Below are 24,768 nucleotides of genomic sequence, written 5' to 3' on the forward strand. Positions count from 1 at the left end.
ACGGTTTCTCCCAGATGTGTCCTCTCGGTTGTACAGGAACAGAAGTGGAAAGTGGGGCAAAAGTGATCAGGCGGAAACCGGAGGGGCCGATGCCCGGCCGTTATCCGGTGAGCTTCGGCGAGGTCGACCTGCTGGAGGACCTGGACAGGCCCTCGGGGTGGGTCGTCTCCAAGGAGGGCGTGCCCCAGTCCTACGTCGACCTGGAGGACCCCACTTACCTCGACTTCGAGTACGTCCAGCTGATGGCCGTCGTGGTCGACCTGCTTCCCGAGGGACCTCTCGACGCCGTGCACGTGGGAGGCTGCGCCTGCACCCTGCCCCGCTACGTGGCGGCGACCAGGCCCGGGTCCCGCCAGATCGTCGTGGAGCCGGACGCCGGCCTGGTCCAGCTGGTCAGGGACCAGCTCAGGCTGAAGTCGGTGCCCCGGCTCAAGGTCAGGATCCTCGACGGCCGCACGGCGACGGCGGCCCTGCCCGACGCCTCGGCCGACCTGCTCGTTCTCGACGCGTTCAGCGGCGCCACGATGCCGCTCGACCTGGCGAGCGTCGAGTACATGGCCGAGGTCGCGCGCGTCCTGCGGCCCGCGGGGACGCTGGTCGTCAACGTCGCCGACGGCAAGGGACTGGCCTTCGCGCGCAGGGTGCTGGCCACGATCGGCGGCTCCTTCGGCCATGTCGCCCTGCTCGGTGAGCCCGGCATCATGCGGGGGCGGCGTTTCGGCAACCTCATCGTCGCCGCCTCCCGCGTCGCGCTGCCGTACGCCGACCTGACCCGCAGGGCCGCGAGCGGCCTGACCGTGGCCCGCTGCCTGTCCGGGGAGGAGCTGACCAGGTTCGTCGCCGGGGCGAGGCCGTTGCGTGACGGCGACCCGGTGGTCGTGCCGGTGCCGCCGCCCGAGGTCTTCGGCTGAGATCTCCGGCCGGGGTCTTCGGCCGGAGGACTCAGACGGGCACCCAGGCCCGTACCGCCGTGCCCTCCCCAGGGGCGCTGATCAGCTTCAGCCCCCCGCCGAGGGCGTTCATCCGGTCCGCGAGCGCGCCCAGTCCCCTGCGGTCCGCCGTGGCCGGCTCGAACCCCCTGCCGTCGTCGGAGACCACGGCCTGCAACCTCCCCTCCTCCAGCGACAGCCGTACCTCGATCCTGGAGGCGGAGGCGTGTTTGAGCGCGTTGGCGATGGACTCGCTCACCGTGAAGTACAGCGCGCCCTCGACCTCGTCGGGGAAGCGGCGCGCGCGCAGCCCGGGGTCCGCGATCACCATGGTGGTCGTCGGCAGCCGTGAGCAGCGCTCCTCGACCGCCTCGACCAGCCCGCCCTGGCTGAGCACGGACGGGTGGATGCCCGCCGCCAGCTCCCGAAGGTCGGTCAGGGTCTGCCTGGCCTCCTCGCGCAGCAGGGTCATGGTCCGCGCGTCCCCGCCGGTCGCCCGCGCCAGCTCCAGGCCCGCGATCAGCGCGACGAGCTGCTGCTGCACCCCGTCGTGGATGTTGCGCTCGATCCGCCGCCGCTCGGCCTCCTGGGCGTTGACCAGCCTGGCGGCCAGTCCCACGCTCTGGATCGCCAGGCCGACCGGCACCGCCAGCGCCTCAAGCAGCCTGCGGTCCTCCGAGGTCAGCCGCCCCACCCTCTTCGGGCCGCACACGATGCGCCCGAGCCCGGCGGGGACCGTGAGCGCGGCCTCGCCGTCCTCCTCGCCCGCCACGACCCGGGTGCCGTCCGCCAGCTCCACGGCCGCCCAGCCGGTCTCCAGCCCCGCCCGTACGGCCCCCGCCAGCCTGCCCAGCTGCTCGACCGGTTCGGTCTCCTCAAGCTCCGGGCCGAGTTCGGTCAGCAGTTCGTCGACCGTCGGCCCGAGGTCGAAGATCATGAAGATCCGGCGCCCCCTGATGCCGACCCTGATGTCGAGAAGCTGGTGCCTGAACACGGTCGCGACGATCACGATGGGCAGCGCGGCGATGGAGGTGAACAGCCCCAGCCCCAGGCCGGCGCCGTACTCGCCGGGCCCGAAGAACGTGATCAGCAGAAATCCGCCCAGGGTGCCCGTGAGCCCGGCGATCACCCAGCGGAGCACGCGGCGCCCCGCGACGTCGGCACGCCACCAGCGCAGTACCAGGGAAACAAGCACGGCCAGCGCGACCAGGTAGATCACCCCCTGCCCCATCGCGCCCACCAGGGCGGCGACCAGGCCGGGTGTGCCCTTGAGGCCGATCGGGTTGCCCCTGGCGAAAACAGCCTCGTAAACCGCGTCGCCGCTCAGCAGAAGACCCGCCCAGTGGACCGTGATCGCCACGGCCGCGATCCACGCCCCGACCCGCCAGCGGCGTGAGGGCAGGCGGCCGTCGGGAAAGAGCAACGGGACGAAGACCCAGGTCAGCCCATAGAAGACGGTGAAGAGCGAGCTCAGCACGACGGCGACGACGGCCAGTGGTCCCCGCAGCGTGGGATCACTGAGCAGCAGGCCCGCCCCGAACGCGCCGAGCCCCAGGCAGTCGGCGGCGGCGAGCAGCAGCCAGCCGTAGACGTTGTCAGGCCGTCTGGCCGCGATGAGCCAGCCGATCGTGGGTGTGATCAGACACACGGCGACGAACACCCACAGGCTCAGCGGTACGGGGAAGCCTGTCTCCAACACCCCGCCGGCGACGATGCCGCTCGCGGCCACGGCGGCCATCGCCCCGGCGAGGGCGGCGGGCGGAATCACACGGGTCATGGACCGCAGCCTGCCGCCCGGGACGGGCCGCCGTCCATGAGGTTGTCCACACATCCGATGCAGTCTGCCTCACCCCGGGAAACGGAGGACGGCCGGGTGTTCCCGCAGGTCCCGCCCTCCCTACCTTCGAATCGAGGCCGCCGAGTGTGCGGCCGGAAGAACCCGCCTCCCACCAAGGAGATCCTCGTGAGACCGCCGTTCAGATCGACGCGCATGCTCGCTCTCGCCCTCGCCGCGACCGTCGTTCCGGTGAGCACCGTGGCCGCCGGAGGGCAGAGCGTGGCCGCCACCTCTTCCGGAACCCTTTCCTGGACCGCTCTGACGGTCACCGCCGCCCCCCAGATCCCGGACACCCCGGCGGGCAGGCAGCTGACCTGGTTCCTCGACGCGCTGTCCCGCACTCCGGTGCCCGAGAGCGAACTGCGGGAGCACTTCGCTGCGAACTTCCTGCAGGCCGTCTCCGCCGATGAGATCAACAAGTTCGCCGTCTCGCTCAAGGGGCTGACGCTGCAGACCCTGACCGAGGCCAGTCCCACGTCGCTGTACGGCACGGCGAAGCTCGGCGGCGAGGACTACGTCGTCACGCTCACCGTGGACGGCGACGGGAAGATCAACGGCCTGCGGGTCCAACAGCCGCAGCCCATGCCGCCTGCCCCGAAGAACTGGCGGGAGCTGGACTCCCGGATGCGTTCGGTCGCGCCGAACGTCGGTTTCCTCGCCGCGGAGATCGACTCGCGGGGACGGTGCCAGGTCGTACACGGCGTGAACGTGGACAAGCCCAGGCCGCTCGGCTCGATCTTCAAGCTCTACGTGCTGGGCGCGGTGGCCGAGAAGATCCGTGACGGCGGGCTCCGCTGGGACACCGAGCTCACGATCAAGCCGGAGTGGAAGAGCCCCAGCGAGGGCGGCCTGTGGGAGCGCCCGGACAACAGCAAGGTCACCGTGCGCGAGGCCGCCAAGCTGATGATCTCGATCAGCGACAACACCGCGGCCGACATCCTCATCCACACCGTCGGTCGCAGGGCCGTCGAGGCCAAGGTCCGCCAGTGGTCCGACCACCCCGAGCTGAACGTCCCCTTCCTGACCACCAAGGAGCTCTTCCTGCTCAAGGGGATCGACCACCCCCGGCAGGCCAGGACCTACCTGAGTCTCAGCACCGCCAAGAAGCGGAAGTACCTGCGCGACGTCGTCGCCAAGCAGGACGGCTCCACCATGAAGCCGTGGACCACGCCCCGCGAGGTCGACACGATCGAGTGGTTCGGCTCCCCGCGTGACGTCTGCCGCGCCTACGTGGGCCTGACCAGGCTGAACTCCAAGACCCTGAACGAGACGCTGTCCGGCTTCGACGGCTTGGGCCTCGACGCCAAGAAGTGGCCGACCGTCTGGTTCAAGGGCGGCTCGGAGCCCGGCCTGCTGGACCTGGCCTATCTCGGGCGCTCGGCCTCGGGGAGGACCTACGTCGTCACCGCGCTGGCCTACGACAAGAGGAAGGCCCTTCCCGAGGAGGCGGTCGCCAATCAGCTGGTCTCCCTCGTCAAGGGCTCCTTCTCCCTGGTCAAGTCCAGGTAGCCCGTCGCCGGGATCGCGGTCAGGCCGTGGTCCCGGCGTCCACGGTGACGGAGGTTCCGGTGATGTTGCGCGCGCCGGGTCCGGCCAGGTGCGCCACGGTCGCGGCGATGTCGTCGGGGTCGCAGTAGCGGCCGAGCGCCGTGTAGGAGCGTTCCTCCTCCGCGTCCGGGCCGTCGGCCGGGTTCATCTCGGTGTCCGTCGAGCCGGGGTGGACGAGGTTGACGGTGATGCCCCGGGGCCCGAGGTCACGGGCCAGTCCCTTGGTGAACCCGATGAGGGCTGACTTGCTCATCGAGTACAGCGTCCAGCCGGGCGCGGTCACGCGCTCGACCAGGCTGCTGCCGATGCTGATGATCCGCCCACCGTCCCCCATGTGCCGGATCGCGGACTGGGCCAACAGGAACGACGCCCTCGCGTGTACGGCCAGCGTCCGGTCCACCTCCTCCAGGGTGAAGTCCTCGATCGGGCCGTAGGGGGCGATCCCGGCGTTGTTCACCAGGATGTCCAGCCCGCCCAGTGTGGAGACGGTGCGCTCGACCGCCTCCGCCAGCGCCGCCGCGTCGGTCGCCTCTGCGGGTACGGCGAGCCCTCGGCCACCGGCCGCCTCGATCTCCCGCACCACCTCCCGTGCCTTCTCCTCGGCGCGGGCGTAGGTGATCGCGACGGCCGCGCCCTCGGCCGCCAGCCTGCGTGCGATCGCCGCGCCGATGCCGCGGCTGCCTCCGGTGACGAGCGCCACCCGTCCGTTGAGCATGACATTGCCCCCTCAATGCGGAATTGATTCCGCTTCAGAGACTAGGCGGAATCGATTCCGGATCGCAAGTCGATAGGGTTGGGGGGTGTCTCGGATCCGACGACCTCAAGCAGCGGACCCCCCAGCCGGGGATCCCCCGGCCGCGGACGCTTCAACCGCGGGCACCCCGCCCACAGGCGGCCCGGTCGTGAACGTTTCCACCGTGGGCGGCCCGGTCGCGGGTGACCGGCCGGGCGACAGGCGCGCGGACGCGGCCCGCAACCGGGCGAAGATCCTCGCCGCCGCGGAGGAGATCGTGGCGACCCGGGGCGTCGAGGCGCTGGCCATGGCGGACGTGGCCGCCGCGGCGGGTGTCGGCGTCGGCACGCTCTACCGCCGCTTCGGCGACAGGTCCGGCCTCGCCCACGCGCTCATCGACCGGCGGGAGCGGGAGTTCCAGACGACCTATCTGAGCGGCCCGCCCCCGCTCGGTCCCGGCGCGCCCGCCGCCGGACGGATCCGTGCCTTCCTGCACGCGCTGGCCCGGCGTACGGTCGACCAGCTCGACCTGCTGCTCGTGGCGGAGACCGCCGGACCGTTCGCCCGCTTCGGCGGGGCCTACCACGCCTACCACCGCCACCTGGCGATCCTGATCGCCGAGGTCCGGCCCGACCGCGACCCGTCCTTCCTGGCCGACGCCCTGCTCGCCCCGCTGGCCGCGAACCTGCTCGCCTACCGGCGGGACCTCACCCTCGACGGCATCCAGGCGGGACTTGACGACCTCCTGACCGGCGTCCTCCCGGAGTAGCCGCGGCCTTCACGTCGCCGAGGTGACGCGGGTGGCGGCCAGGTCGAGGAAGAGGGCGCTGGACCAGCCGAACCCCTGGGTCGCCCGGGAGGCCCGGCCTCCGGTGACGGGGTTCCAGTACTCGTACAGGCCGCCGCCGTCGTTCACCATCCGCAGAGTCCGTACGGCCAGCTCGTCGGCGGCCTCGGCGAAGCCGGAGCGGCGCAGCCCCTCGACGAGCAGGTGGTTGACGTTGAGCCACACCGGCCCGCGCCACATCGCGTCGGGGTCGAAGTCCGGGTCGTCGAAGGCGACCGTCGGCACCGGGCGTTCCGCCCAGAAGCTCGGCGAGAGCAGGTCGGCGAGGAGCCTCTCCGCGATCGCCTCGGGCAGGCGGCCGGTGAACAGCGGCATCAGCTCAAGCGGGGTACGGCAGGCCACCTCGACCTCCCGGGAGGTCTTGGCCAGGGTGACGAAGCGCTCGCCGTTCCAGCGCCTGGCGACGAGCAGTTCGACGTGCCCGGCGGCCCGTTCCCGCCACCCGGCCGCCTCCGCCGTACGGCCGAGCGCCTCGGCGATGTCGCCGAGCCGGTCCGCCTGCAGGGCGAGGTAGGAGTTGAGGTCGGGGGGTTCAGCCCTGGGGCCGTGGTCCCAGATCGGGCTGTCGTCCAGGCCGGACGAGTAGGGATGGAGATACTCGGCCAGACCGTCCCCGTCCGGGTCGGAGACGGTCAGCCACCACTCGTGGGAGCGGGCGATCGGTTCGTAGACCTCGGCGAGGAAGCCCAGGTCGGGCGCCACCTCGTGGATCTTCCAGACGGCCCAGGCCAGCAGCGGGGGTTTGGTGACCGGCACGACGCCGCCGATCGGCTGCCCGGCCTCACCCGGGTCCGGCCCGCCGACGGCCGTACCGACATGCTGGGCCAGGCGGGTGTGGTCGGAGCGGGGCAGGTCGGTGGTCTCGGCGAGCACGCCCAGGTCGTGCACCACGTCGGGGACGAGCCCGTCGGGGCGCTGGTGACCGAGCAGGATGCGGATCTGGTCACGGGCCAGTTCGGGGGCGCCGTGGCGCAGGCCGACCGCGTGGAAGCAGGCGTCCCAGTTCCAGACGCCGACGTAGCCGAACTTGGAGGGGACGACGCCCAGCCTGCCCCGCGCCTGAGCGATGGGCAGCAGGTTCACCCCGAGCGTCCACCACGCCTGTTCGGCCCGTTCCCGCAGTTCGTCGGGTACGGCGGGCATCCGCCCGAACCACTCCCGCCACCGCGACGCGGCCCGTTCGAGCAGGGTGGGACCGTCGAGTGTGGAGGCGCCGGTCAGGACCAGCGTCCCCTCGACCGCTCCCCCGCCGCCGTCCCAGGCGGCCCGTGCGCCGGAGCCGGTCAGCACCAGTGTCTCCGCGTCGGCGAACACCAGCTCGACGCCGCCCTCGAAGGTGAGACGGTCGGCGTGGGCCCGCCGTACGGGCAGCTCGGTGGCGCCGGAGAACAGCCGCAGGCCGGTCAGCACGGTCGTGTCCGCCAGCCGGGTCTCGTACTCGGCGCGGGCGATCCACAGGGAGCCGTCGTCGGCGGGCATCACCAGCAGCCGGGAGCCCCGGTCGGTGAAGGGGGTCCGCCCCAGGTCACGCAGCTCGAACGTCATCCGCGGGTCGCGGAGTCCGGACATCATCAGCGTCCTCCCAGGCCGGACATGGCCATGCTGTTGAGGATGCGCCGCTGGCCGATCAGGAAGGCGATCATCATCGGGACGACCGAGATGGCCGAGGCGGCGAGGGTGAGCCCGTACTCGGTCGCGCCGTGCTGTCCGGCGAACTGGCTGACCAGCAGCGGGACAGTGGCCAGCTCGGGCGAGTTCAGGAAGATGAGCGGGAAGAAGAAGCTGTTCCAGCTCGCGAGGAAGACGATGATGCCGAGCGCGCCCATGCCGGGCCTGACGTTGGGCAGCACGATCCGCCAGAAGATCGTCCAGCGGCCCGCCCCGTCGAGACGGGCGGCCTCCTCAAGCTCGATCGGGACCGCCCTGATGAACTGGCGCAGCAGGAAGACCGCGAACGGGTTGACGTAGCCGGGCACGATCAGCGCCAGGTGGGAGTCGATCCAGCCGAGCTTGGAGAGCATCAGGTACAGCGGCACGATCGTCACCTGCGCCGGCACCATCTGGGTCGCCAGGAAGAGCCCGAACAGCAGCCCCGAACCCCTGAAGCGGATCCTGGCGAAGGCGTAGGCGGCCATCGCCGAGGTCAGCAGGGTCAGCGCCACGTTGAGGACCGCGATGTAGAAGCTGTTCCAGTAGGCCTGGGCGAAGGGCAGCGCGCCGAAGGCGTCGGGGTAGTTCTGCGCCCGCCAGGGGTTGGGCAGCCAGTCCAGAGGCGAGTTGAGCATCTGGTGCGTGCCCTTGAACGACGTCAGCAGCATCCAGACGAACGGGAACAGCATGACGAGCCCGCCGACGGCGAGTGCGACGTGCAGGGCGATCCCGCCCAGGCGGCGGGGCAGGGAGACACCCGTGGGGGTCGTGGGGATCACGGACATGGACGCCCCCCTTTCACGAGTCGTAGTGGACGAAGCGCCGTTGCACTCCGAACTGGACGAAGGTGACCAGCAGCGTCAGCGCGAGCAGGATCAGCGCGGCGGCGCTGCTCATCCCGAACTCGAACCGTTTGAAGCCCAGGTCGTAGACCTGGTAGACGATCGTGCGGGCGCCGTCGTTGTGGTCGGGGTCGACCAGCACGTAGATCTGGTCGAACGCCTGGAAGGAGCTGATCACCGCGACCACGGTCGAGAAGAAGAGGGTCGGGGAGATCATGGGCAGGATCACCGAGCGGAAGACCCTGATCGGCCCGGCCCCGTCGATGCGGGCGGCCTCGGTCAGCGAGGGCGGGATGGTCTGCAGCCCGGCCAGGAAGATCACCACGTTGAGGCCGAGCGAGGACCAGATGGTCACGACCGCGATGGCGACGATCACCCAGTTCGGGTCTTCGAGCCAGTCGGGCGGCGTGATCCCGAACCAGTCCTGGACGGTCCTGTTCAGCACGCCGTAGTCGCCTCCGGCCAGGATGATCTGCCACATCACCGCGACCGCCACCGAGCTGGTGACGACCGGCATGAAGTAGACGACCCGGTAGAGGGTCTTGCCCTTGACGTGGTTGAGTGCGACGGCGATGAGCAGCGCGAGGCCGAGGCCGAACGGGACGGTCAGGAAGGCGAGTTCGACGGTGTTCCAGACGGCCGTGCCGAAGGCGGGGTCGGACAGCTGCGCGGCGAAGTTGCCGAAGCCGACCCAGGACTTCTCGCCGAGCCCGTCCCACTTCATGAAGGCGAGCACGACGGCGAAGCCGAGGGGAAATACCAGGAAGGCGAGCAGGCCGATGACCTGCGGAGCGAGGAAGAACGCGGCCCACCAGCCGTCCCGGCTCCGCACGCGCGCCGCCGCGCGCGCGGAGCCGGGTTTCGCGGTGGGGCGCGTCTCGGTGACGACGCCTGCCACCGCTAGCCGATCTTGCCGTCGACGAGTGCCTGCAGTTCGGTCATGCCCTGCTCGAAGGGGATCTTGCCCGTCCATACCTTCAGCAGGTGGTCGTTGATGTCCTTGGTGAGGCCGGGGATCGCCACCTCCTCCGGGTAGTTGGCGAAGCCGGTGTCACGGACGTCGAGGAAGGTCTGGGCGTGCGCGGGGTAGCCGCCTTCGAGCACGACCTGCTCGGCCCCCTTCACGGACGGTACGGCGCCGCCGCCCTTGAGCCGCAGAAGCTGGCCCTCCTTGCCGACGAACTCGCTCAGGAAGGTGAAGGCCTCCTTGGGGTTGGCGGAGTCCTTGTTCAGCGACAGGTAGGAGGCGGCGACCGCGCCGGGCATCGGCTGGCCCGTCTCGGACGGGAACGGCACGATGTCGTAGTTGGGCAGGTCACCGCCCTTGCGCAGGGAGTCGATCATCCAGCGTCCGCCCGCGTAGAAGCCCGCGGTCCCCTTGAGGAACTGGGTGCTGGCGCCGTTGCTCGCGGGCAGTACGTCGGCCGAGAGGAAGGTCTTGTCGGCGTAGCCCTTGGCGAGGGTCTCCAGGGCCTGGCGGGACTTGGGGTCGGTGGTGGCGACGAACTTCCCGCCGTCCCAGACCTTGCCGCCGAAGCCGCCGATGACGCTGTAGGTGGAGCCGTACCAGTTCCAGAAGATGGACCCGGCCTTGCCCGCCGCCTTGAGCTTGGCGTTCATCTCCAGGTACTTGGCCATGGTCCACTTGCCCGCGGCGTTGAGCTCGGCGGGGTCCTCGGTGACACCGGCGTCCTTGAGGGCCTTCTTGCCGTACCAGAGGACCTCGGGGTTGGTGTCGTTGGGGACGCCGTAGATCTGGCCGTCCTTCCTGGCGCCGCCGTAGATGCCCTCGAAGAAGTCCTCCGGCTTGCTCTTGCTGTCGGGGCCCGCGAGCTTGTCGTTGAGCGGGGCGAGCACCCCGGCGGCGACGAACTTGCCCACGTTGTCGTCACCGACGAAGAAGACGTCGGGGGCGGTCTTCGAGGTGAGCTGGGTCAGCAGTTTGGGGTGGTAGTCCTCGTACTTGGGGACGGTCTCCATCTTCAGCACGATGTTCGGGTGGCGCTTCATGAAGTCGTCGTTGAAGCCCTTGAAGAGGGCGACGTCCTCGGCCGAGCCCCAGGTCGACCATCTGATGGTGACCTTCCCTCCCTCCGCGGCGCCGCCGGTCGCGGCCCCGCCGCCACCACCGCCGCCGCTGCCGCTGCACGCCGCGGTCGCGGCGGTCGCGACGAGGGCCGCCGCGGCCAGGAACTTCTTGGACGGGGAAAAGGACACGGTGTGCCTCCTGGAGCTTTCCTTGCGGGGGGTGGGGGTGCTTTTCTCACGAAAAATCAGGCTTTATGGGCGATCAGGCCTCGCGAAGGGCCCTGTGGAAGGTCACGCGAGGCCGCCACCGTCGACGACCAGGGCCGCGCCGGTGACGTAGCTGGCGGCGTCGCTCGCCAGGAACAGGACGGCCTGGGCGATCTCGTCGGGGGTTCCCGCGCGGCCCATCGGGCGGTCGGCGGCGTCGGCGGCGAAGGCCGTCCAGTCCTCGGACAGCTGCCTGGCCTCCTCGCGAAGCATCGGGGTGTCGGTGTCGCCGGGGTTGACGGAGTTGACGCGGATTCCGGCCTTGGCGTGGTCGATGGCCAGGGCGCGGGTCATGTTGACCACGGCGGCCTTGGAGGCGCAGTAGGACAGGGCGTCGCCGCCGCCCTTGAGGCCCCAGCCCGAGCCGGTGTTGACGATCGAGCCGCCGTCCTTCATCGCGGGGATGGCGTGCTTGCACATGAGGAAGACCGAACGGACGTTGACCGCCATGACGCGGTCCCACTCGTCGGCGGTCAGTTCGAGCGCGGTGGCGCGGCGGATGATCCCGGCGTTGTTGAACACCACGTGCAGCCCGCCGAAGGTCTCGACGGCGGTCCGTACGGCCCGCTCGCAGTCGGCCTCGGCGGCCACGTCCGTCTCGACGGCGACGGCCCTGCCACCCGCGGCCTCGATCTCGCGCGCGACCCGCTCCGCGCCATGGCCGTCGATGTCGGCCACGACGACGGCCGCGCCCTGGCGGCCGAACAGCAGCGCGGTGGCCGCGCCGATGCCGGACGCGCCTCCGGTGACGATGGCGACCTTGCCGCTCAGCGCGTTGGTCATGATGGTCATCGGAACTCCTCGGTGGCGGATCGAATCCGGTACAGCGCGCTCTCGCGGTGCCCGGTGATGACGGGGACGTAGCCCTCGACGAGGGCGTCCGTCGCGGGGTCTCCGGTGTCGGCCAGCAGCGGTCGTCCGCCGAGCCCGGCGAGCTTGCGCTGGGTCGCCAGGACGACGAGCCCGCCGGAGGCCATGACCTTTCTCAGTACGGCCGGGCTGATCTGCTGGTTTCCCCGGCCGAGCACGAATCCCTGCCCCCCGATCACCGAGACGACGGCGTGGGTCTCCCGCCCGTCCACGAGATCGAGGAGCTGCCTTTCGGTCACGTCGGCGGCGACCAGCGCGCCGTCCTGGACCACGTCCACGCCCAGCAGGGTGGTGGCCAGGCCGAGCCGCCCGCCGACGGCCATGGTGGTGGCGCCGGGGCCGAGGACGTAGCGGACGCCAGGCCGCATGCGGGCGACGACCTCGGCCGCGACGGCCTCCGTCGTGCCCGGGGAGGCGGCCGATCCCAGCTTGCGGCCGGACAGGTGTTCCCTGGCCGCGGGCACGCGCAGGACCCCGTACAGCCTGGGGCCGACCTCGCCCCGCCGGTAGGCGTCCTCGTCGAGGTCGACGACCTCGGCCTCGGTCGTTTCGCGGGGGCCGGCGAACTCGGCGGCCATGGCCCCGGCGGTGGCCGGGCTGAGCGCGAAGCAGCCGGAGTAGACCTTCACCCCGGCCGGGACACCCAGCACCGGGCACGACGGCGCCCCGTCGAGCACGTCCCGCGCGGTGCCGTCGCCTCCGGCGAACAGCAGCAGGTCGACCGCCTCCCGCATGGTCTCGACGGCCGCCGTGGTGTCCCGGCCGCCTGAGGGATCGCCGGGAGCGAACGGCACCAGCCGGGGGTCGGCTCCCGCGGCCCGCACGCTGTCCTCTCCCATCGGTCCCGCGACGGTCAGGATCGGCGTGCCGGGCCGCCTGGCCAGCAGCGCCCGTACGGCCTGCGCCGCCCGCTCCCCCGCCTTCGGGGAGGCACCCCTGGCCAGCGCGAGCCGCTGGGCCCGCTCGCCGTCGCTGCCCTTGAGCCCGGCCGGGCCGCCGATCCCGGCGACCGGGTTGACGAGCAGGCCGACCGTGAAGCCGGGGGCGCCGGGCCGTACGGACGTCATGCCAGGTGCTTGCGGGTGTAGGCGCGCCAGGTCGGCGACCACTGCTTGGGATCGTCGAGCGAGGCCGGGTCGATCTTGTGGATCGTCTGGTTGTAGGGGGCTCCCTTGACGAACTCCGGGTCGCGGCGCGCCTCGTCGGCGACGTGGGCGAGGATCGCGGCGTACTCGTCGAGGTCCTCCTTGGAGTAGGACTCGGTGGGTTCGAGGGTGAAGGGCTCCGGGACCAGGAAGGGGTGGTGGCTGGTCCAGTAGTGCACGCCGAAGTCGGCGGCGCGCACGCCGATCTCCTCCGAGTGCACGCCTGTCTCCTCGAACAGCCCCTGCCAGGAGTAACGGACCTGTTCGAGGCGGTTCCTGTCCCAGTGAGCGCCCGCGCCGGGAATGTCCAGCACCTTGCGCATGAGGTAGTTGTTGTTGAGCACCGCGGTCTCGGCGACCTCGCGCAGCCCGTCGGCGCCCAGCGCCATGATCCAGGCGTAGGCGCGCACCACGTTGGGGGTGACGCCCAGGAAGGGCCGCATCTTGCCGACGGACAGCGGCCGGTCGTCGTCGAGCCGGTAGCCCTCGCCGTCGAACTCGACGGTCGGGGACGGCAGGAAGGGTGCGAGCGCCTCGGAGACGCAGCTGGCTCCCGCCGCCGGGCCACCGCAGGCGTGCGGGGTCGAGAAGGTCTTGTGCAGGTTGAAGTGGCACAGGTCGAACCCGGCGTCGGCCGCGCGGGTGACGCCCAGCAGCCCGTTGGCGTTGGCCTGGTCGTAGCAGGCCAGGCCACCGGCCTCGTGCACGATCCTGACGAACTCCTCGATACGCGGGTTGAAGATGCCCGTGTCCTCGGGGTTGGTGATCAGCAGGGCCGCGGTCCTGGGCCCGGCGGCGGCGCGCAGCGCCTCGATGTCCGGGTAGCCGTTCTCGTCGGGCAGCAGCGTGATGACCTCGTACCCGGCGGCCTTGGCGCAGGCGGCGTTCGACGGGTGGGAGAACATCGTGGTGATGACCTGGTCGCGCTGATCCGCGTCGCCCCGGGAGGCGTGGTAGGCGCGGATCATCGCGACGTTGGCGTAGATCGCGGCCGACCCGGAGGCGGGCTGGAGTGAGACCCGGTGCATGCCGGAGATCTCGGCGAGCATCCGTTCAAGGCGCCAGTAGATCTCCAGGACGCCCTGCACGGTGTCCTCCGGCTGGAGGGGGTGCAGCTCGGCGATCCTGGGGTCGTTGACGAACCGGTCGTTGACCTTGGGGCTGTACTTCATCGTGCAGGTTCCCTGGCCGACGGCGATGGCCTGGTCGACGCCCAGGTTCTCCTGGGAGAGCCTGACGTAGTGCCGCAGCACGTGCAGCTGCGACATCTCCGGCAGCCTCGGCGGCTCCGCGCGCCGTACCGAGGCGGGCAACTCGACCGCGGGCACCCCGGCGGCCGGTACGGCCACGCCCCTGCGTCCCGGCCGTGACTGCTCGAAGATGATCGGCTCGTCCCAGCGGGCCTGGTGGAAGCGGCGCAGCGGCGGCTTCGGCGCGACCGGCAGCTCGGCGAACGACTCTCCCGCGTGCCCACTCATGCCAGTCCCTCCCGTACGGCTGCCGCCAGCCGGTCGATGTCGTCCTTCGAGTGCATTTCGGTCACGCAGACCAGCAGCGTGCGGTCGTCCAGGCGGACGCCGCCGAGAATGCCGTGCTCCCTGAGCACGGCCAGGAGCGCGTCGGAGGACGGCACCTCGATCGTGAACTCGCGGAAGTGCACGGAGCCGGAGTGCGGCACCGTGGCCCCGGCCTCCGCCAGGCGGTCCATGGCGTAGCGGGTGCGGGCCAGGATGGTCTCGCCGATCTCGCGCATGCCCTGCGGGCCCATCAGCGCGAGGTAGACGCCCGCGGTGATGCCCCACAGGGCGGCCGCGGTGCCCACCCACTCCTTGCCCTCCTCGCGCAGGGCGAAGGAGGTCCGGTCGTAGAAGACGTCGCCGAAGCCGTACTCGCCGGGGACCGTGGTCGGCGCGATGCCGAACAGGCGCGAGGGGAACTCCGCGACCAGGCGCTCCTCGTCGCGGGTCGCGATGTAGCCCGCCTGGCCGCCGCCGTAGTTCTGGTGCATGCCGAGCGACTGGATGTCGCCGCAGGCGATGTCGGCGCCGTAGGAGGCGGGCGGGGCGAGCACGCCCAGCGAGATCGGGTCGGCGGATACGACCAGGAGGGCGCCCGCCGCGTGCGCGAGGTCGGCCAGCTCCCGGCCCCTGGTCTCCACGACGCCGTAGACGTTGGGGGTCTCCAGGTAGATCGCGGCGTAGGTCTCGTCGATCTCGACCTCGCCGATCTCACCGTCCGGTCCGACGGGGGCGACGACCAGGTCGATGTCGTGGCCGAGGAAGTCGCGCAGCTTGCTCATCCGGTCGGCGGAGACGGCCCCGCTGACCAGCGCCCTGGACCGCCCGGTGTAGCGGGCCGCCATCCTGATCGCGGTCCCGGCCGCCTGGTGGCCGTCGTAGGTGGGGACGTTGACGACGTCCATCTCCAGCAGCTCGGCCATCATGCTGACGTACTCGAAGATCGCCTGGAAACGCCCGTGGTCCTCGTACGGCTCGCCCGCGTAGGCGGTGAGGAACTCGCTCCTGCCGTTGACCTCGTCGCAGACGGCCGGCACGTGGTGCGGGTAGCAGCCGTGCCCCAGGAAGCCGAGCACCTGGGTGGTGTCGACGTTGCGCGCCAGCAGGGCGCGCATGTGGGCGACCAGCTCCTGTTCCGAGGCCAGCGGCGCGGGCAGGTCGAGCGGCCTGCGCAGGCGCAGCCCCTCCGGGATGTCCGCGTAGAGGTCCTCGACGCTCGCGGCGCCGACGGCGGCGAGCATCTCGGCCCGCACGCCGGGCTCGGCGTTCGGGATGTAGGGGTGTGTCACCGTTCTCCTTCGTTCGTCAGCGGGCTCTCCGTGTCCGTACGGCGGGCGCCGGAGTTCGCCAGGCGCAGCACGACGGCGTCGCGGCCCGGGATCTCGATCGGGCCCGCGAGGTCACGGCCGGTGAGCAGGTCGGTTCCCGGCTCGGCGAGGTCCACCTTCACCGGGTCTGTCGTGTGGTTGAGCAGGAAGAGGTGGTCGCCTCTGCGGGTGGCCTCGACGCCCTCGGGCACCACGGCCACCGGCTCGACTCCCGCGGCGGCCAGGACCTCCGTCAGGACCGGGGTGACGTCCTCCGGCAGGCAGCCGAGGTAGACGGCGTTCCCGCGCCTGGTGATCGCGGCCTGTCCGTCCAGGTCACCGCCCTCGTAGCGGGCCAGCACCTCGGTGTCCCCGAAGGTGTCCCCGGAGGCGTCCTCGACACGCAGCCACTCGGCCCAGGTCCGCGCCGGTACGGCCCGCCCGGCCAGCCGCAGGGATTGGACCGTTCCCTCGGGCAGCGGCCAGAACTCGTCGACCGTCACACCGAGCAGGGCGCGCAGCGGGCCGGGGGCGCCGCCCTCGTGGACCTGGTCGTCGGAGTCGACGACGCCGCTGAACGGGCCGACGACGAGGTGGCCGGGGAAGGCTTCGAGCCAGGCTGCCTGTTCCCCGGTGCACATGTAGAGGTTGGGGGCGATCACCACGCGGTAGCCGGACAGGTCGCCGAGCGGCGGGACCAGGTCGACCGCGACGCCCGCGGCGTGCAACGGTCCGTACCACGCCTGCAGGAGTTCCTTGAGCCTGAGCCGGTTGGACGGCATCGACTCCGGAGCCTCAAGACCCCACCAGCTGTCCCAGCCGAGGACCAGGGCGACGTGCGCGGTGGTCGGGGTTCCGGCGACCTCGGCGAGCCGTTTCAGGTCGGCGCCGAGGGCGAGGGTGTCCCGCCAGCCCCGGGAGGCGACGCCGCCGTGCGGCAGCAGCGCAGAGTGGAACTTCTCCGGCCCGTACTTCGCCTGCCGCCACTGGAAGAACATGGCGCCGTCGGCGCCGTGCGCCACGGCCTGCAGGCTGTGCAGGCGCATCATGCCCGGCGGCTTGGGCGCGTTGACCTCGCGCCAGCTCACCGCGCTCGCCGCCTGTTCGAGCAGGATCCACGGCTGTCGTCGCAGCGAGCGCATGAGGTCGTAGCTGAGCGCGACGGTCACGTGCGAGGTGGGGTCGGCGGGGTCGGGGTAGGCGTCGTCGCTGACGACGTCCTCGGCCTCGGCCCACTTCCAGTAGTCCAGACCGTGCAGAACGCTCATGAAGTTGGTGGTCACCGGGATCTCCGGGGTGACCTCCCGCAGCACCTCCCGCTCCAGTTCGAAGCATTCGAGCAGCGCGTCGGAGCAGAAGCGGCGCCAGTCGAGCAGTTGCGCGGGGTTGACCGGCCCCGGCGCCTTCCTGGGCGGGTTGACCTGGTCGAACGCGGTGTAGTGCTGCCCCCAGCAGGAGGTGCCCCAGGCGGCGTTGAGGCCGTCGACCGATCCGTGGCGTTCGCGCAGCCAGCGGCGGAAGTGCCTGGCCGACTCCTCGCAGAAGCATTCGAGCGTGTGGTCGGCGTACTCGTTGCTGATGTGCCACATGGCCAGCGCCGGGTGGTCGCCGTAGCGTTCGGCCATGGCGCGGGCCAGCCGTACGGTCGCGGTGCGGAAGACCGGGGAGCTCGGGCAGTAGCTCTGCCGGGAGCCGAAGTCGAGGCGGGTGCCGGTGGCGTCCACGGGGAGCACCTGCGGGTGCTCGCGGACCAGCCAGGGCGGCGGGGTGGCGGTGGCGGTGGCCAGGTCGGCGGCGACGCCGTTGGCGTGGAGCAGGTCCATGACGCGGTCGAGCCAGCCGAAGTCGTACTCGCCGGGGCGGGGTTCCAGGCGCGACCAGGAGAAGACCGCGACGGTCGCCATGTTCACCCCCGCCTCGGCCATCAGCCGGACGTCCTCGTCCCAGACGTGCTCCGGCCACTGTTCGGGGTTGTAGTCCCCACCGAACAGCAGACCGGAAACCCTGGTCAGGCCCACCCGAAACTCCAATCTGTGCCATGTACTATTTTGTATGCAGAATTCATAGTGCAGTATTTTGTACTGCGTCAAGTGGTAGGTTTCGGTCAAGATCAATCCCGAGGAGAGTCATGCCGATCGAGCGGCGCCCCCTCCGCGAACAGATCCGCGACGAGCTCATGCTCAGGCTCGACCGAGGGGACTTCGCGGCCGGAACGGACATCAACGAGGCCGCGCTGGCCGCCGAACTGGGCGTCAGCCGTACGCCGCTGCGCGAGGCGCTGATCACGCTCGCCGGCGAGGGCGTGCTGGAGAGCAACCAGGGCAGGGGTTTTCGGTTCGCTCCGGTGAGCCGTAAGGAGTTCCGCGAACTGTGCGCCATCGTGGCGGCCCTGGAGGCGCTGGCGCTGGACAGCTCCGACCCCGCCTACCTTGGACGGACCGCGCCCGAACTGCTCAGGCTCGCCCAGGAGTTCTCCGACAACATCGCCGAGCAGCAGGACATCGAACGGCACGACGACGAGTGGCACGACCTGCTGCTCGGCGGCTGCGGCAACGAGCGGCTGCTCGACCTGATCACCAGCGTCAAGGCGGGGATGCGCCGCTACTCACACCTGGTCGCCGGGGAGAGCACCCCGATGGAACGCGCCGCCGAGGAACACTGCCGGATCGCCGAGCGCCTGATCGCCGGCGACCTCGAGGGGGCCGCCACGGCCCTGCGGGACAACTGGGTCAACGGCATGGAGCGGATGATGTCCCGCATCCCCCAGACGCCCTGAGAGCCGCTCACAGGAAAGCTCCTCTCAGTCTCCCGGAGAGCGCCTCTCACTACCGGCCCACCTGACGCGAACCCATCATGGGGATGCGACAGGCAAGCACGAAGGTGGTGACAGAGTGCGGTCCTCTGTGGAAGAACCCGTGAAAGAGACGGACGTCGAGCGCGTCCTCGGACGCTACGCCGGAACGTGGTCCATCTGGCGCAGCGACACCGGCCGGTGGTACGCGACCCGGCTGATCAGGGCCCTTTCCAGGGTCCAGTTGGACGCGAACCTCTCCATGACCGTCCACGCGGACGACGCCGAGGCGCTGGACGAGCTTCTCACGGAGCAGGAACGGATGGCCTCCGCCGCCCCGTCATGAGCCGCCGCGGGGACGGCGCGGCCCCCGCGGCCCGACATCCCGCGCCCCCCGCGGCTCAGCTGTACGGCGTGGCGATCTCGTCGATCCGGGCGGCGAGGGTGAAGTCCAGGTCGGTCAGGCCGCCCGCGTCGTGGGTCGACAGCGCCAGGTGGAGGGTGCGCCAGCGGATGTCGATGTCGGGATGGTGGTTCATCCGCTCGGCCTCCACGGCGACCTCGTCCACGACGCGGATGGCCGAGGGGAAGTCCTTCGCGGTGATCGTCCGGCGGATCTCGTCACCCTCGCGCCGCCAGCCGGGCAGGTCGGCCAGTCTCCGGTCGATCGCGGAGTCGTCAAGCAGGTCCATCGGTCCAGGAGATCACGCCGGTCGTCGCGGCGCCAAGCCCGTACGGCGCTTCGGCGCGCCGGGAGAACGCCGAAGGCGTGCCCCGCGGAGAGTTCCGCGGGACACGCCTGTTGTTCGTTACTTGACGGCGCCCGACGTCAGACCCGACTGGATCTGACGCTGGAAGATGATGTAAACGATCATGACGGGGATGATCGCCATGCTCAGCGCGGCGAACAGGCCCGGCCAGTCGGCCTCGTAGCCCGCGTTCGTCGAGATGTTCGCCACGCCCTGGGTGATCAGCCACTTGTCCTCGACGTTGCCGGAGAGCAGCACGATCGGCAGGAGGTACTGGTTCCACTGACCCAGGATGTTGAAGATCGTGATGCTGATCAGGCCGGGCTTGGCCATCGGCACCATGATCTGGAAGAACGTCCTGGTGTGCGAACAGCCGTCCATCATCGCCGCCTCGGCCACCGAGGTGGGCAGCGTCTTGAAGAACGCCGACAGGAAGAACACCGTGAAGGGCAGCGAGTAGGCGACGTAGACCAGGATCACCCCGAAGTGGGTGTCGATCAGTCCGAGCTGGCGCACCACGAAGAACAGCGGGACCAGCGCGAGGAAGACCGGGAAGGTCATGCCCGAGACGAACAGGAAGTAGATCGCCCGGTTGCCGGGGAAGCTGTAACGCGCCAGCACGTAGGCCGCCATCGAGCCGAGCAGCATGGTCAGCGCCGTGCTGCAGGTCACCACGAAGACGGTGTTGAGCATGTACTGGCCGATGTGGGCCTTCTGGAAGGCCCGGCCCCAGGCGTCCCAGTGGTAGGAGGAGGGAAGCGTGATGGGGTCGCCGAAGATCTCGGCGTTGGTCTTGAAGGACCCCAGGAACGTCCACAGGATCGGGCCGATGATCAGGATCGCCCAGACGAGCAGCGCCACGTGGGACAGCGCGCCGAAGGCCCCGAGGGGGTTGCGCCTGCGCCTCGGCCTGCCGTGGGAGGCGGGCTTGGAAACCATCAGAACTCGATCCTCTCGCGCCTGGTCACGCGCAGGGTGAGCGCGGCGAAGGTGATGGTCATGAAGAAGAGCACCACGCCCATCGCCGACGCGTAGCCGAACTTGGAGAAGTTGAACGCGGTCCGCCAGATCTCCAGCGGCAGGACCGTGGTCGAGTTGTCCGGACCACCCCGGTCGACGGAGAGCACCTGCACCAGGGCGAAGGCGTCGAAGGCCGCGATGCCCAGATAGACCCAGGCGACCTGCATGGTGTCCCACAGCAGCGGGAGAGTGATCTTGAAGAAGAGGGTGGCGCGGTTCGCGCCGTCGAGCTCGGCGGCCTCGAAGACGTCCTTGGGGATGGAGGACATTCCCGCGGAGAACAGCACCACGTAGAAGCCGACCGCCTGCCAGACCATCACGCCGATGATCGACCACAGCGCCAGGTCGGGGGAGATCAGCCAGCCGACCGGCTCGATGCCGACCAGATCGAGCAGGCCGTTGAGGACACCGCTCTCGTCGGGACGGTAGATCGCCTGGAAGAGCACACCGACGATGGCCACCGCCAGGACCTGGGGCAGGAAGAAGATCACACGATAGACCTTCGAACCCCAGATCCCGCTCATCTTGCCGCCCCGCTGCCCTCCGCTCAGGTTGAGCAGGAAGGAGAAGAACAGGGCGATCACAATGGTGACCAGCGGCATGACAAGCAACAGAACACCATGGTGACGCACCGCGGCCCAGAAGACCTCGTCGTCCAGCAGCCGGGTGTAGTTCTCCAGGCCGATGAACTGAGGGTTCGCCGAGATGCCCTTCCAGTTGGTCAACGAGATGTAAAAAGCCTGTAGGTACGGGCTGATTACGAAGACCACGTAGAGGATCACCGGCGCGGCGAGAAAGCCGAAGATGAACCGGTACCTGCCATGCCGCATGGGGGACTACACCGTCCGCTTCTGCTTGGTGATCGAAGAGTCGGACTTCGACTTGTCGGCGGCCTTCTGCATCTTGTCGCAGAACTCGTCGGCGGAGATACGACCGAACATGAGGGCGTTGGTCTGCTTGCGCAGCTCGGTCTCCAGCTCCTTGTACCAGTTCTCGAAGGCGCTGAAGGTGACGATGTTCTGGCCCGCGGCGGTCTGCGCGGCGCTGAGGCTCGCGTTACCGGGCGACAGGTCCAGGCCGTCGGCGGCACCGGTCACGACGGTGATGTTGCCGGACTTCTCGGTGAAGCCGCGCGCGCCCTCCTTGGAGAGCATGATGCGCAGGTACTCCAGGCCGCCCTTGGGGTTCTTGGCCTTGGCGGGGACGATGTAGGCCTCGCCGGCGGCGGCGCGGATGGCCTCGAAGGGCATCTTGTCCGCGGCGGTGACGCTGGGGGTCGGCGTCAGGGCGTACTTGAACCCCTCGGGGGTCTGGCTCTTCTGCTCGTTCTCCAGCCAGGAGCCCGACGGGTAGAGGGCGACCTTGCCCTGGTTCTGGCGGGTCTGCACCTCGGTGTGGATCAGGCCCTCGAAGGACTTGTCCATGTACTTGCCGATCTCGGCCCAGGCGGCGGCGGCCTGCTTGACCGAGTCGCGCTTCCAGACGCCGTCCTCAAGGTTGTCGATGTCGATCAGGACCTGGTTGCCCTCGATCTTCGCGGCGGAGATGAGGATCATCCAGTACGCGTAGTAGGAGGCGTTCTTGCCCGCGTAGGCGAACGGGGTGATGCCCGCGGCCTTGATCTTCTCGCAGAGGGCCTTGAACTCGTCGAAGGTCTTCGGCGCGGTCCAGCCGTTCTTCTCGAACAGGGCCGAGTCGTACCACAGGCCGTAGGCCGAGAACACGTAGTTCATCAGGAACGGCTTGCCGTCGATGAGGCCCGACTCGATGGTGCCCGGGGCGACGGTGTCGCGCACCTTCTTGGCGGGGTCGTCCATCGAGGGGGCGTCCCACAGCTCGGTGAGGTCCTGGAGCTGGCCCTCCTGCTGCAGGGCGCCGGTGTCCATGAGGTCGGTGCCGGAGTTGGCGATGACGTCGGGCACCTCGCCGCTGGCGAAACGCGGCTGCAGGGTCTGCGCGATCTGCTGGGTGGCGACGTGCTTGACGGTGGCCTGCGGGAAGGCCTTCTTGTACATCGGCTCGTGGACGTCGGTGGCGTAGCTGTCACCGAGACCACCCTTGAAGATGACGACTTCGAGGGGGGCGTTGGCGGCGACGCCGAACGGGTTGGCCGGGGAGACCGCACCGCCCGAGGAGGGGGCCGCGGAGGTGGTGGCGGCGGGAGCGTTGCTGCCCCCGGTCGCGCACGCGCTGAGCAGTCCTGCGGCGGGGCCTGCGACGAGAGCGGTCAGGCCGATCCGGCGGAGCATCTGCCGCCGGGTGATATCTCCGGGCGTACCGGCCGAGTAGGACATTGTAACCCTCCTGGGCGGGGGATCAATTAGGAAAGTTTCCTAAACGTTTGCCTGAAGGTACGTAGCCCTGGACTACAGCGTCAAGGGTTCGCAGCCGGTCTAGACCGAGCCGTGATGTCTCTGCGACAAATCCGGTAGCAACGAGACAGCAAAGCAATCCTGACCATGGCAGATTTGCACACAGTACCCGATACTTCGCACATCGCCATTGACTCGCGACCTGCGTGTGGGTAAAGAATCTAGGTCCTGGAGCAACCCTTTGGGAAGGGCCGGTCTAGACCAGATAATGACGGTTTGCCGCATACCGCCGCAAGACCCTACTTTTGGGGCATGTTGCTGGCGGAGCAGCGTCGGCTGCTGTGTGAACACGGTCGCCGGATCGTGGAGACCGGGCTCGTTCTCGGGACGTCGGGCAATCTCAGCGTCCGCCTCGGCGACCTGGTCGCGGTGACCCCGGGCGGTCTGGCCCTGGACCGGCTCGAACCCGAGGCCTGCCCGGTCGTCGGCGTCGGGGGCGACCTCGTCGAGGGAGACCTGTCGCCCTCCTCTGAGACCCCCATGCACCTGGCGATCTACGCGGCGACGGGGACGACGGCCGTGGTGCACACCCACTCGACCTTCGCCACCGTGGTCTCGGCGGTCATGACCGAGCTGCCGCCGGTCCACTACAACACGACGCTGCTCGGCGGCGTGGTCAAGGTGGCGGACTACGCCACGTACGGCACCGCGGAGCTGGCCGGGAACGTCATGACCGCCCTCGGCGACCGGCAGGCGGTACTGCTGGCCAACCACGGCGGGGTGACCCTCGGCGACGACCTCCCGCAGGCCTTCGAGGCGGCCAGGCTGCTCGAATGGCTCTGCGAGGTCTACGTGCGGGCCAGGGCCCTCGGCGAGCCGAGGACGCTCACCGAGGAACAGCTCTCCGCCGTCGTACGGCGCCGCCGGGCTCCCGCCTTCCCCCTCGGCGAGGACTGACCTCCCGCGAACCTCCCACCAGGCCCCCCGCGGGGACGAGGTCCCCGCCCTGTCGACGTGAGGATCGACGCGATGCCCCTGCAGCTCACCGGTACCCCGAGCGACCCGGACCTGATCCGGCTGCCCTGGGACATCCCCCTTGAGAACTGGCCCGACCACCATCTGGTCGCCCTGCCCCGGGGTATCTCCCGGCACGTGGTGCGCTTCGCCAGGCTCTCCGGGAAGGTCTACGCGATCAAGGAGATCAGTGAGCACTACGCCAAACGCGAGTACCGCCTGCTGTGGGACCTGAACCGGCTTGACGCCCCGGCGGTCGAGCCGGTCGCCGTGGTCACCGGCAGGACCGACGCCGACGGCGAGCCGCTCGACTCCGCGCTGGTCACCGAGCACCTGCAGTTCTCCCTGCCCTACCGGGCGGTCATGTCGGGAACCATCCGCCCCGAGACGCTCACCCGGCTGCTCGACGCGCTGGCCGTACTGCTGGTGCGGCTGCACCTGACCGGTTTCTACTGGGGTGACTGCTCACTGTCGAACGTGCTGTTCCGCAGGGACGCCGACTCCTTCGCCGCCTATCTGGTCGACGCGGAGACCGGGGAACTGCACCCCATGATCAGTGAGGGGCAGCGGCTGCACGACATCGACGTCGCGCACGTCAACCTGTTCGGCGAGATGCTCGACCTGCAGGCGGGCGAGCTGCTGCACTCCTCGATCGACCCCGAGGAGGTCGCCGACTCGGTCTGCGCGCGCTATCACAGGCTCTGGGGCGAGCTCACCTCCGACGAGATCATCGAGGAGGTGGACTGGCACCGGATCGACCAGCGGATCCGCAAGCTGAACGACCTCGGTTTCGACGTCGCCGAGATGATGGTCCGCCGCAAGGCGGGCACGGGACGGCTGGTCGTGCGCCCCAAGGTGGTCGACGCGGGACACCACCAGCACAGGCTGTTCAGGCTCACCGGTCTGGACGTCGAGGAGAACCAGGCCAGGCGGCTGCTCAACGACCTCGACGCCTTCCGGGTCGCGCGCGGCCTGCGCCACGAGGACGAGGCGGTCGTGGCCCACCGGTGGCTGGCCGAGGTGTTCCAGCCGACGATCGAGGCCGTACCGGCGGACATGCGGCGCAAACTGGAGCCGGCCCAGCTCTTCCACGAGGTACTCGACCATCGCTGGTTCATCTCCGAGAAAGCCGGGCAGGACGTCGGACTGCCCGCCTCGACCGAGTCATATGTGAAGAATGTTCTTATCCACAAACCCGACGAGAAAGCCCTCCTCCCCGACGAGTAGCAAACGTTCCCCCCGTCGGTTGAAAAACCTTCTACCGCCCGACGGAATTCTTTTCCTCGCCATATCTGACTTTTCATGAATAGCTCCGGGTTCGGAGCGATTTCCCTACGCTGACCGGGCGGCGTTTTGGAGTCG

The 24,768-nt window shown here is 69.8% G+C and carries 22 protein-coding genes; 7 read left to right on the top strand and 15 right to left on the bottom strand.

Features of this window, described 5'->3' with window-relative positions; translation table 11 throughout:
* The first annotated feature begins 89 nt into the window (after nt 1-89).
* Nucleotides 90-911, top strand: a complete 822-nt coding sequence (locus ACFYY8_RS20025; protein ID WP_352010509.1) for a fused MFS/spermidine synthase — start codon at nt 90-92, stop codon at nt 909-911.
* A 31-nt stretch (nt 912-942) separates the two neighbouring features.
* On the opposite strand, the gene ACFYY8_RS20030 is transcribed toward ACFYY8_RS20025, so the two are convergent.
* Nucleotides 943-2,706 (bottom strand): histidine kinase, encoded by a 1,764-nt coding sequence (locus ACFYY8_RS20030; protein ID WP_390042872.1) that lies wholly within the window; start codon nt 2,704-2,706, stop codon nt 943-945.
* A 186-nt stretch (nt 2,707-2,892) separates the two neighbouring features.
* On the opposite strand from ACFYY8_RS20030, the gene ACFYY8_RS20035 reads away from it, so the two are divergent.
* Nucleotides 2,893-4,275 carry a serine hydrolase gene (locus ACFYY8_RS20035; RefSeq protein WP_390042874.1) on the top strand — a complete coding sequence of 461 codons (1,383 nt, stop codon included), beginning with the start codon at nt 2,893-2,895 and terminating at the stop codon, nt 4,273-4,275.
* Nucleotides 4,276-4,294: 19 nt separating this feature from the next.
* Here the strand turns inward: ACFYY8_RS20035 and ACFYY8_RS20040 are convergent, their stop codons facing one another.
* The gene (locus ACFYY8_RS20040) at nt 4,295-5,029 is read right to left on the bottom strand and encodes an SDR family NAD(P)-dependent oxidoreductase (protein ID WP_390042876.1); all 735 of its coding nucleotides are present in this window, start codon (nt 5,027-5,029) and stop codon (nt 4,295-4,297) included.
* A 187-nt stretch (nt 5,030-5,216) separates the two neighbouring features.
* Between ACFYY8_RS20040 and ACFYY8_RS20045 the strand changes: the two genes are divergently transcribed.
* A complete protein-coding gene (locus ACFYY8_RS20045; RefSeq protein WP_390042878.1) occupies nt 5,217-5,816 on the top strand; it encodes a TetR family transcriptional regulator in 600 nt (199 codons plus the stop codon).
* 9 nt (nt 5,817-5,825) lie between these two features.
* Here ACFYY8_RS20045 and ACFYY8_RS20050 read toward each other — a convergent pair whose 3' ends face one another.
* The 9 genes from ACFYY8_RS20050 to ACFYY8_RS20090 all read right to left on the bottom strand — a co-directional run bounded on the left by ACFYY8_RS20050 (nt 5,826) and on the right by ACFYY8_RS20090 (nt 17,538).
* Entirely contained in the window at nt 5,826-7,466 is a 1,641-nt protein-coding gene (locus tag ACFYY8_RS20050; protein WP_390042880.1) for an amylo-alpha-1,6-glucosidase, read from the bottom strand.
* Complete coding sequence (locus tag ACFYY8_RS20055) at nt 7,466-8,329, bottom strand: carbohydrate ABC transporter permease (protein ID WP_390042882.1); 864 nt, start codon at nt 8,327-8,329, stop codon at nt 7,466-7,468. Before ACFYY8_RS20055 ends, ACFYY8_RS20050 begins: the two co-directional genes overlap by 1 nt.
* Before the next feature lie 13 nt (nt 8,330-8,342).
* Nucleotides 8,343-9,284, bottom strand: a complete 942-nt coding sequence (locus tag ACFYY8_RS20060; RefSeq protein ID WP_390042884.1) for a carbohydrate ABC transporter permease — start codon at nt 9,282-9,284, stop codon at nt 8,343-8,345.
* A 2-nt stretch (nt 9,285-9,286) separates the two neighbouring features.
* A complete protein-coding gene (locus ACFYY8_RS20065; RefSeq protein ID WP_390042886.1) occupies nt 9,287-10,603 on the bottom strand; it encodes an ABC transporter substrate-binding protein in 1,317 nt (438 codons plus the stop codon).
* A gap of 102 nt (nt 10,604-10,705) precedes the next feature.
* Nucleotides 10,706-11,473 carry an SDR family NAD(P)-dependent oxidoreductase gene (locus ACFYY8_RS20070; protein WP_390042888.1) on the bottom strand — a complete coding sequence of 256 codons (768 nt, stop codon included), beginning with the start codon at nt 11,471-11,473 and terminating at the stop codon, nt 10,706-10,708.
* Nucleotides 11,470-12,618 carry an ATP-NAD kinase family protein gene (locus tag ACFYY8_RS20075; protein ID WP_390042890.1) on the bottom strand — a complete coding sequence of 383 codons (1,149 nt, stop codon included), beginning with the start codon at nt 12,616-12,618 and terminating at the stop codon, nt 11,470-11,472. Before ACFYY8_RS20075 ends, ACFYY8_RS20070 begins: the two co-directional genes overlap by 4 nt.
* The gene (gene gcvPB, locus ACFYY8_RS20080) at nt 12,615-14,174 is read right to left on the bottom strand and encodes an aminomethyl-transferring glycine dehydrogenase subunit GcvPB (RefSeq protein WP_390042892.1); all 1,560 of its coding nucleotides are present in this window, start codon (nt 14,172-14,174) and stop codon (nt 12,615-12,617) included. Before gcvPB ends, ACFYY8_RS20075 begins: the two co-directional genes overlap by 4 nt.
* A complete protein-coding gene (gene gcvPA / locus ACFYY8_RS20085; protein ID WP_390042894.1) occupies nt 14,171-15,502 on the bottom strand; it encodes an aminomethyl-transferring glycine dehydrogenase subunit GcvPA in 1,332 nt (443 codons plus the stop codon). Before gcvPA ends, gcvPB begins: the two co-directional genes overlap by 4 nt.
* Nucleotides 15,499-17,538, bottom strand: coding sequence for a beta-galactosidase (locus tag ACFYY8_RS20090; protein ID WP_390042896.1), 2,040 nt, complete (start codon nt 17,536-17,538; stop codon nt 15,499-15,501). The genes gcvPA and ACFYY8_RS20090 overlap by 4 nt, the downstream gene beginning before the upstream one ends.
* Before the next feature lie 110 nt (nt 17,539-17,648).
* Here ACFYY8_RS20090 and ACFYY8_RS20095 point away from each other — a divergent pair, with 110 nt between their 5' ends.
* Nucleotides 17,649-18,296, top strand: coding sequence for a GntR family transcriptional regulator (locus tag ACFYY8_RS20095; RefSeq protein ID WP_390042898.1), 648 nt, complete (start codon nt 17,649-17,651; stop codon nt 18,294-18,296).
* A 139-nt stretch (nt 18,297-18,435) separates the two neighbouring features.
* Complete coding sequence (locus tag ACFYY8_RS20100; protein WP_390042901.1) at nt 18,436-18,657, top strand: hypothetical protein; 222 nt, start codon at nt 18,436-18,438, stop codon at nt 18,655-18,657.
* A gap of 55 nt (nt 18,658-18,712) precedes the next feature.
* Here the strand turns inward: ACFYY8_RS20100 and ACFYY8_RS20105 are convergent, their stop codons facing one another.
* The 4 genes from ACFYY8_RS20105 to ngcE all read right to left on the bottom strand — a co-directional run bounded on the left by ACFYY8_RS20105 (nt 18,713) and on the right by ngcE (nt 22,374).
* Nucleotides 18,713-19,003 (bottom strand): 4a-hydroxytetrahydrobiopterin dehydratase, encoded by a 291-nt coding sequence (locus ACFYY8_RS20105; RefSeq protein ID WP_390042904.1) that lies wholly within the window; start codon nt 19,001-19,003, stop codon nt 18,713-18,715.
* A 117-nt stretch (nt 19,004-19,120) separates the two neighbouring features.
* Nucleotides 19,121-19,999 (bottom strand): carbohydrate ABC transporter permease, encoded by an 879-nt coding sequence (locus ACFYY8_RS20110; RefSeq protein WP_362773777.1) that lies wholly within the window; start codon nt 19,997-19,999, stop codon nt 19,121-19,123.
* Complete coding sequence (locus tag ACFYY8_RS20115) at nt 19,999-20,910, bottom strand: carbohydrate ABC transporter permease (protein WP_390042907.1); 912 nt, start codon at nt 20,908-20,910, stop codon at nt 19,999-20,001. Before ACFYY8_RS20115 ends, ACFYY8_RS20110 begins: the two co-directional genes overlap by 1 nt.
* A 6-nt stretch (nt 20,911-20,916) precedes the next feature.
* Nucleotides 20,917-22,374, bottom strand: a complete 1,458-nt coding sequence (gene ngcE, locus ACFYY8_RS20120; RefSeq protein ID WP_390042909.1) for an N-acetylglucosamine/diacetylchitobiose ABC transporter substrate-binding protein — start codon at nt 22,372-22,374, stop codon at nt 20,917-20,919.
* A gap of 330 nt (nt 22,375-22,704) precedes the next feature.
* Between ngcE and ACFYY8_RS20125 the strand changes: the two genes are divergently transcribed.
* Both ACFYY8_RS20125 and ACFYY8_RS20130 read left to right on the top strand, forming a co-directional pair.
* Nucleotides 22,705-23,349: a class II aldolase/adducin family protein gene (locus tag ACFYY8_RS20125; RefSeq protein ID WP_390042911.1), complete on the top strand. Its 645-nt coding sequence runs from the start codon at nt 22,705-22,707 to the stop codon at nt 23,347-23,349.
* Between the two features lie 72 nt (nt 23,350-23,421).
* Nucleotides 23,422-24,633, top strand: coding sequence for a DUF4032 domain-containing protein (locus ACFYY8_RS20130; RefSeq protein ID WP_390042914.1), 1,212 nt, complete (start codon nt 23,422-23,424; stop codon nt 24,631-24,633).
* Nucleotides 24,634-24,768 lie beyond the last annotated feature (135 nt).

The sequence above is a fragment of the Streptosporangium sp. NPDC001559 genome, from assembly GCF_042893955.1.
Taxonomy (GTDB): Bacteria; Actinomycetota; Actinomycetes; order Streptosporangiales; family Streptosporangiaceae; genus Streptosporangium.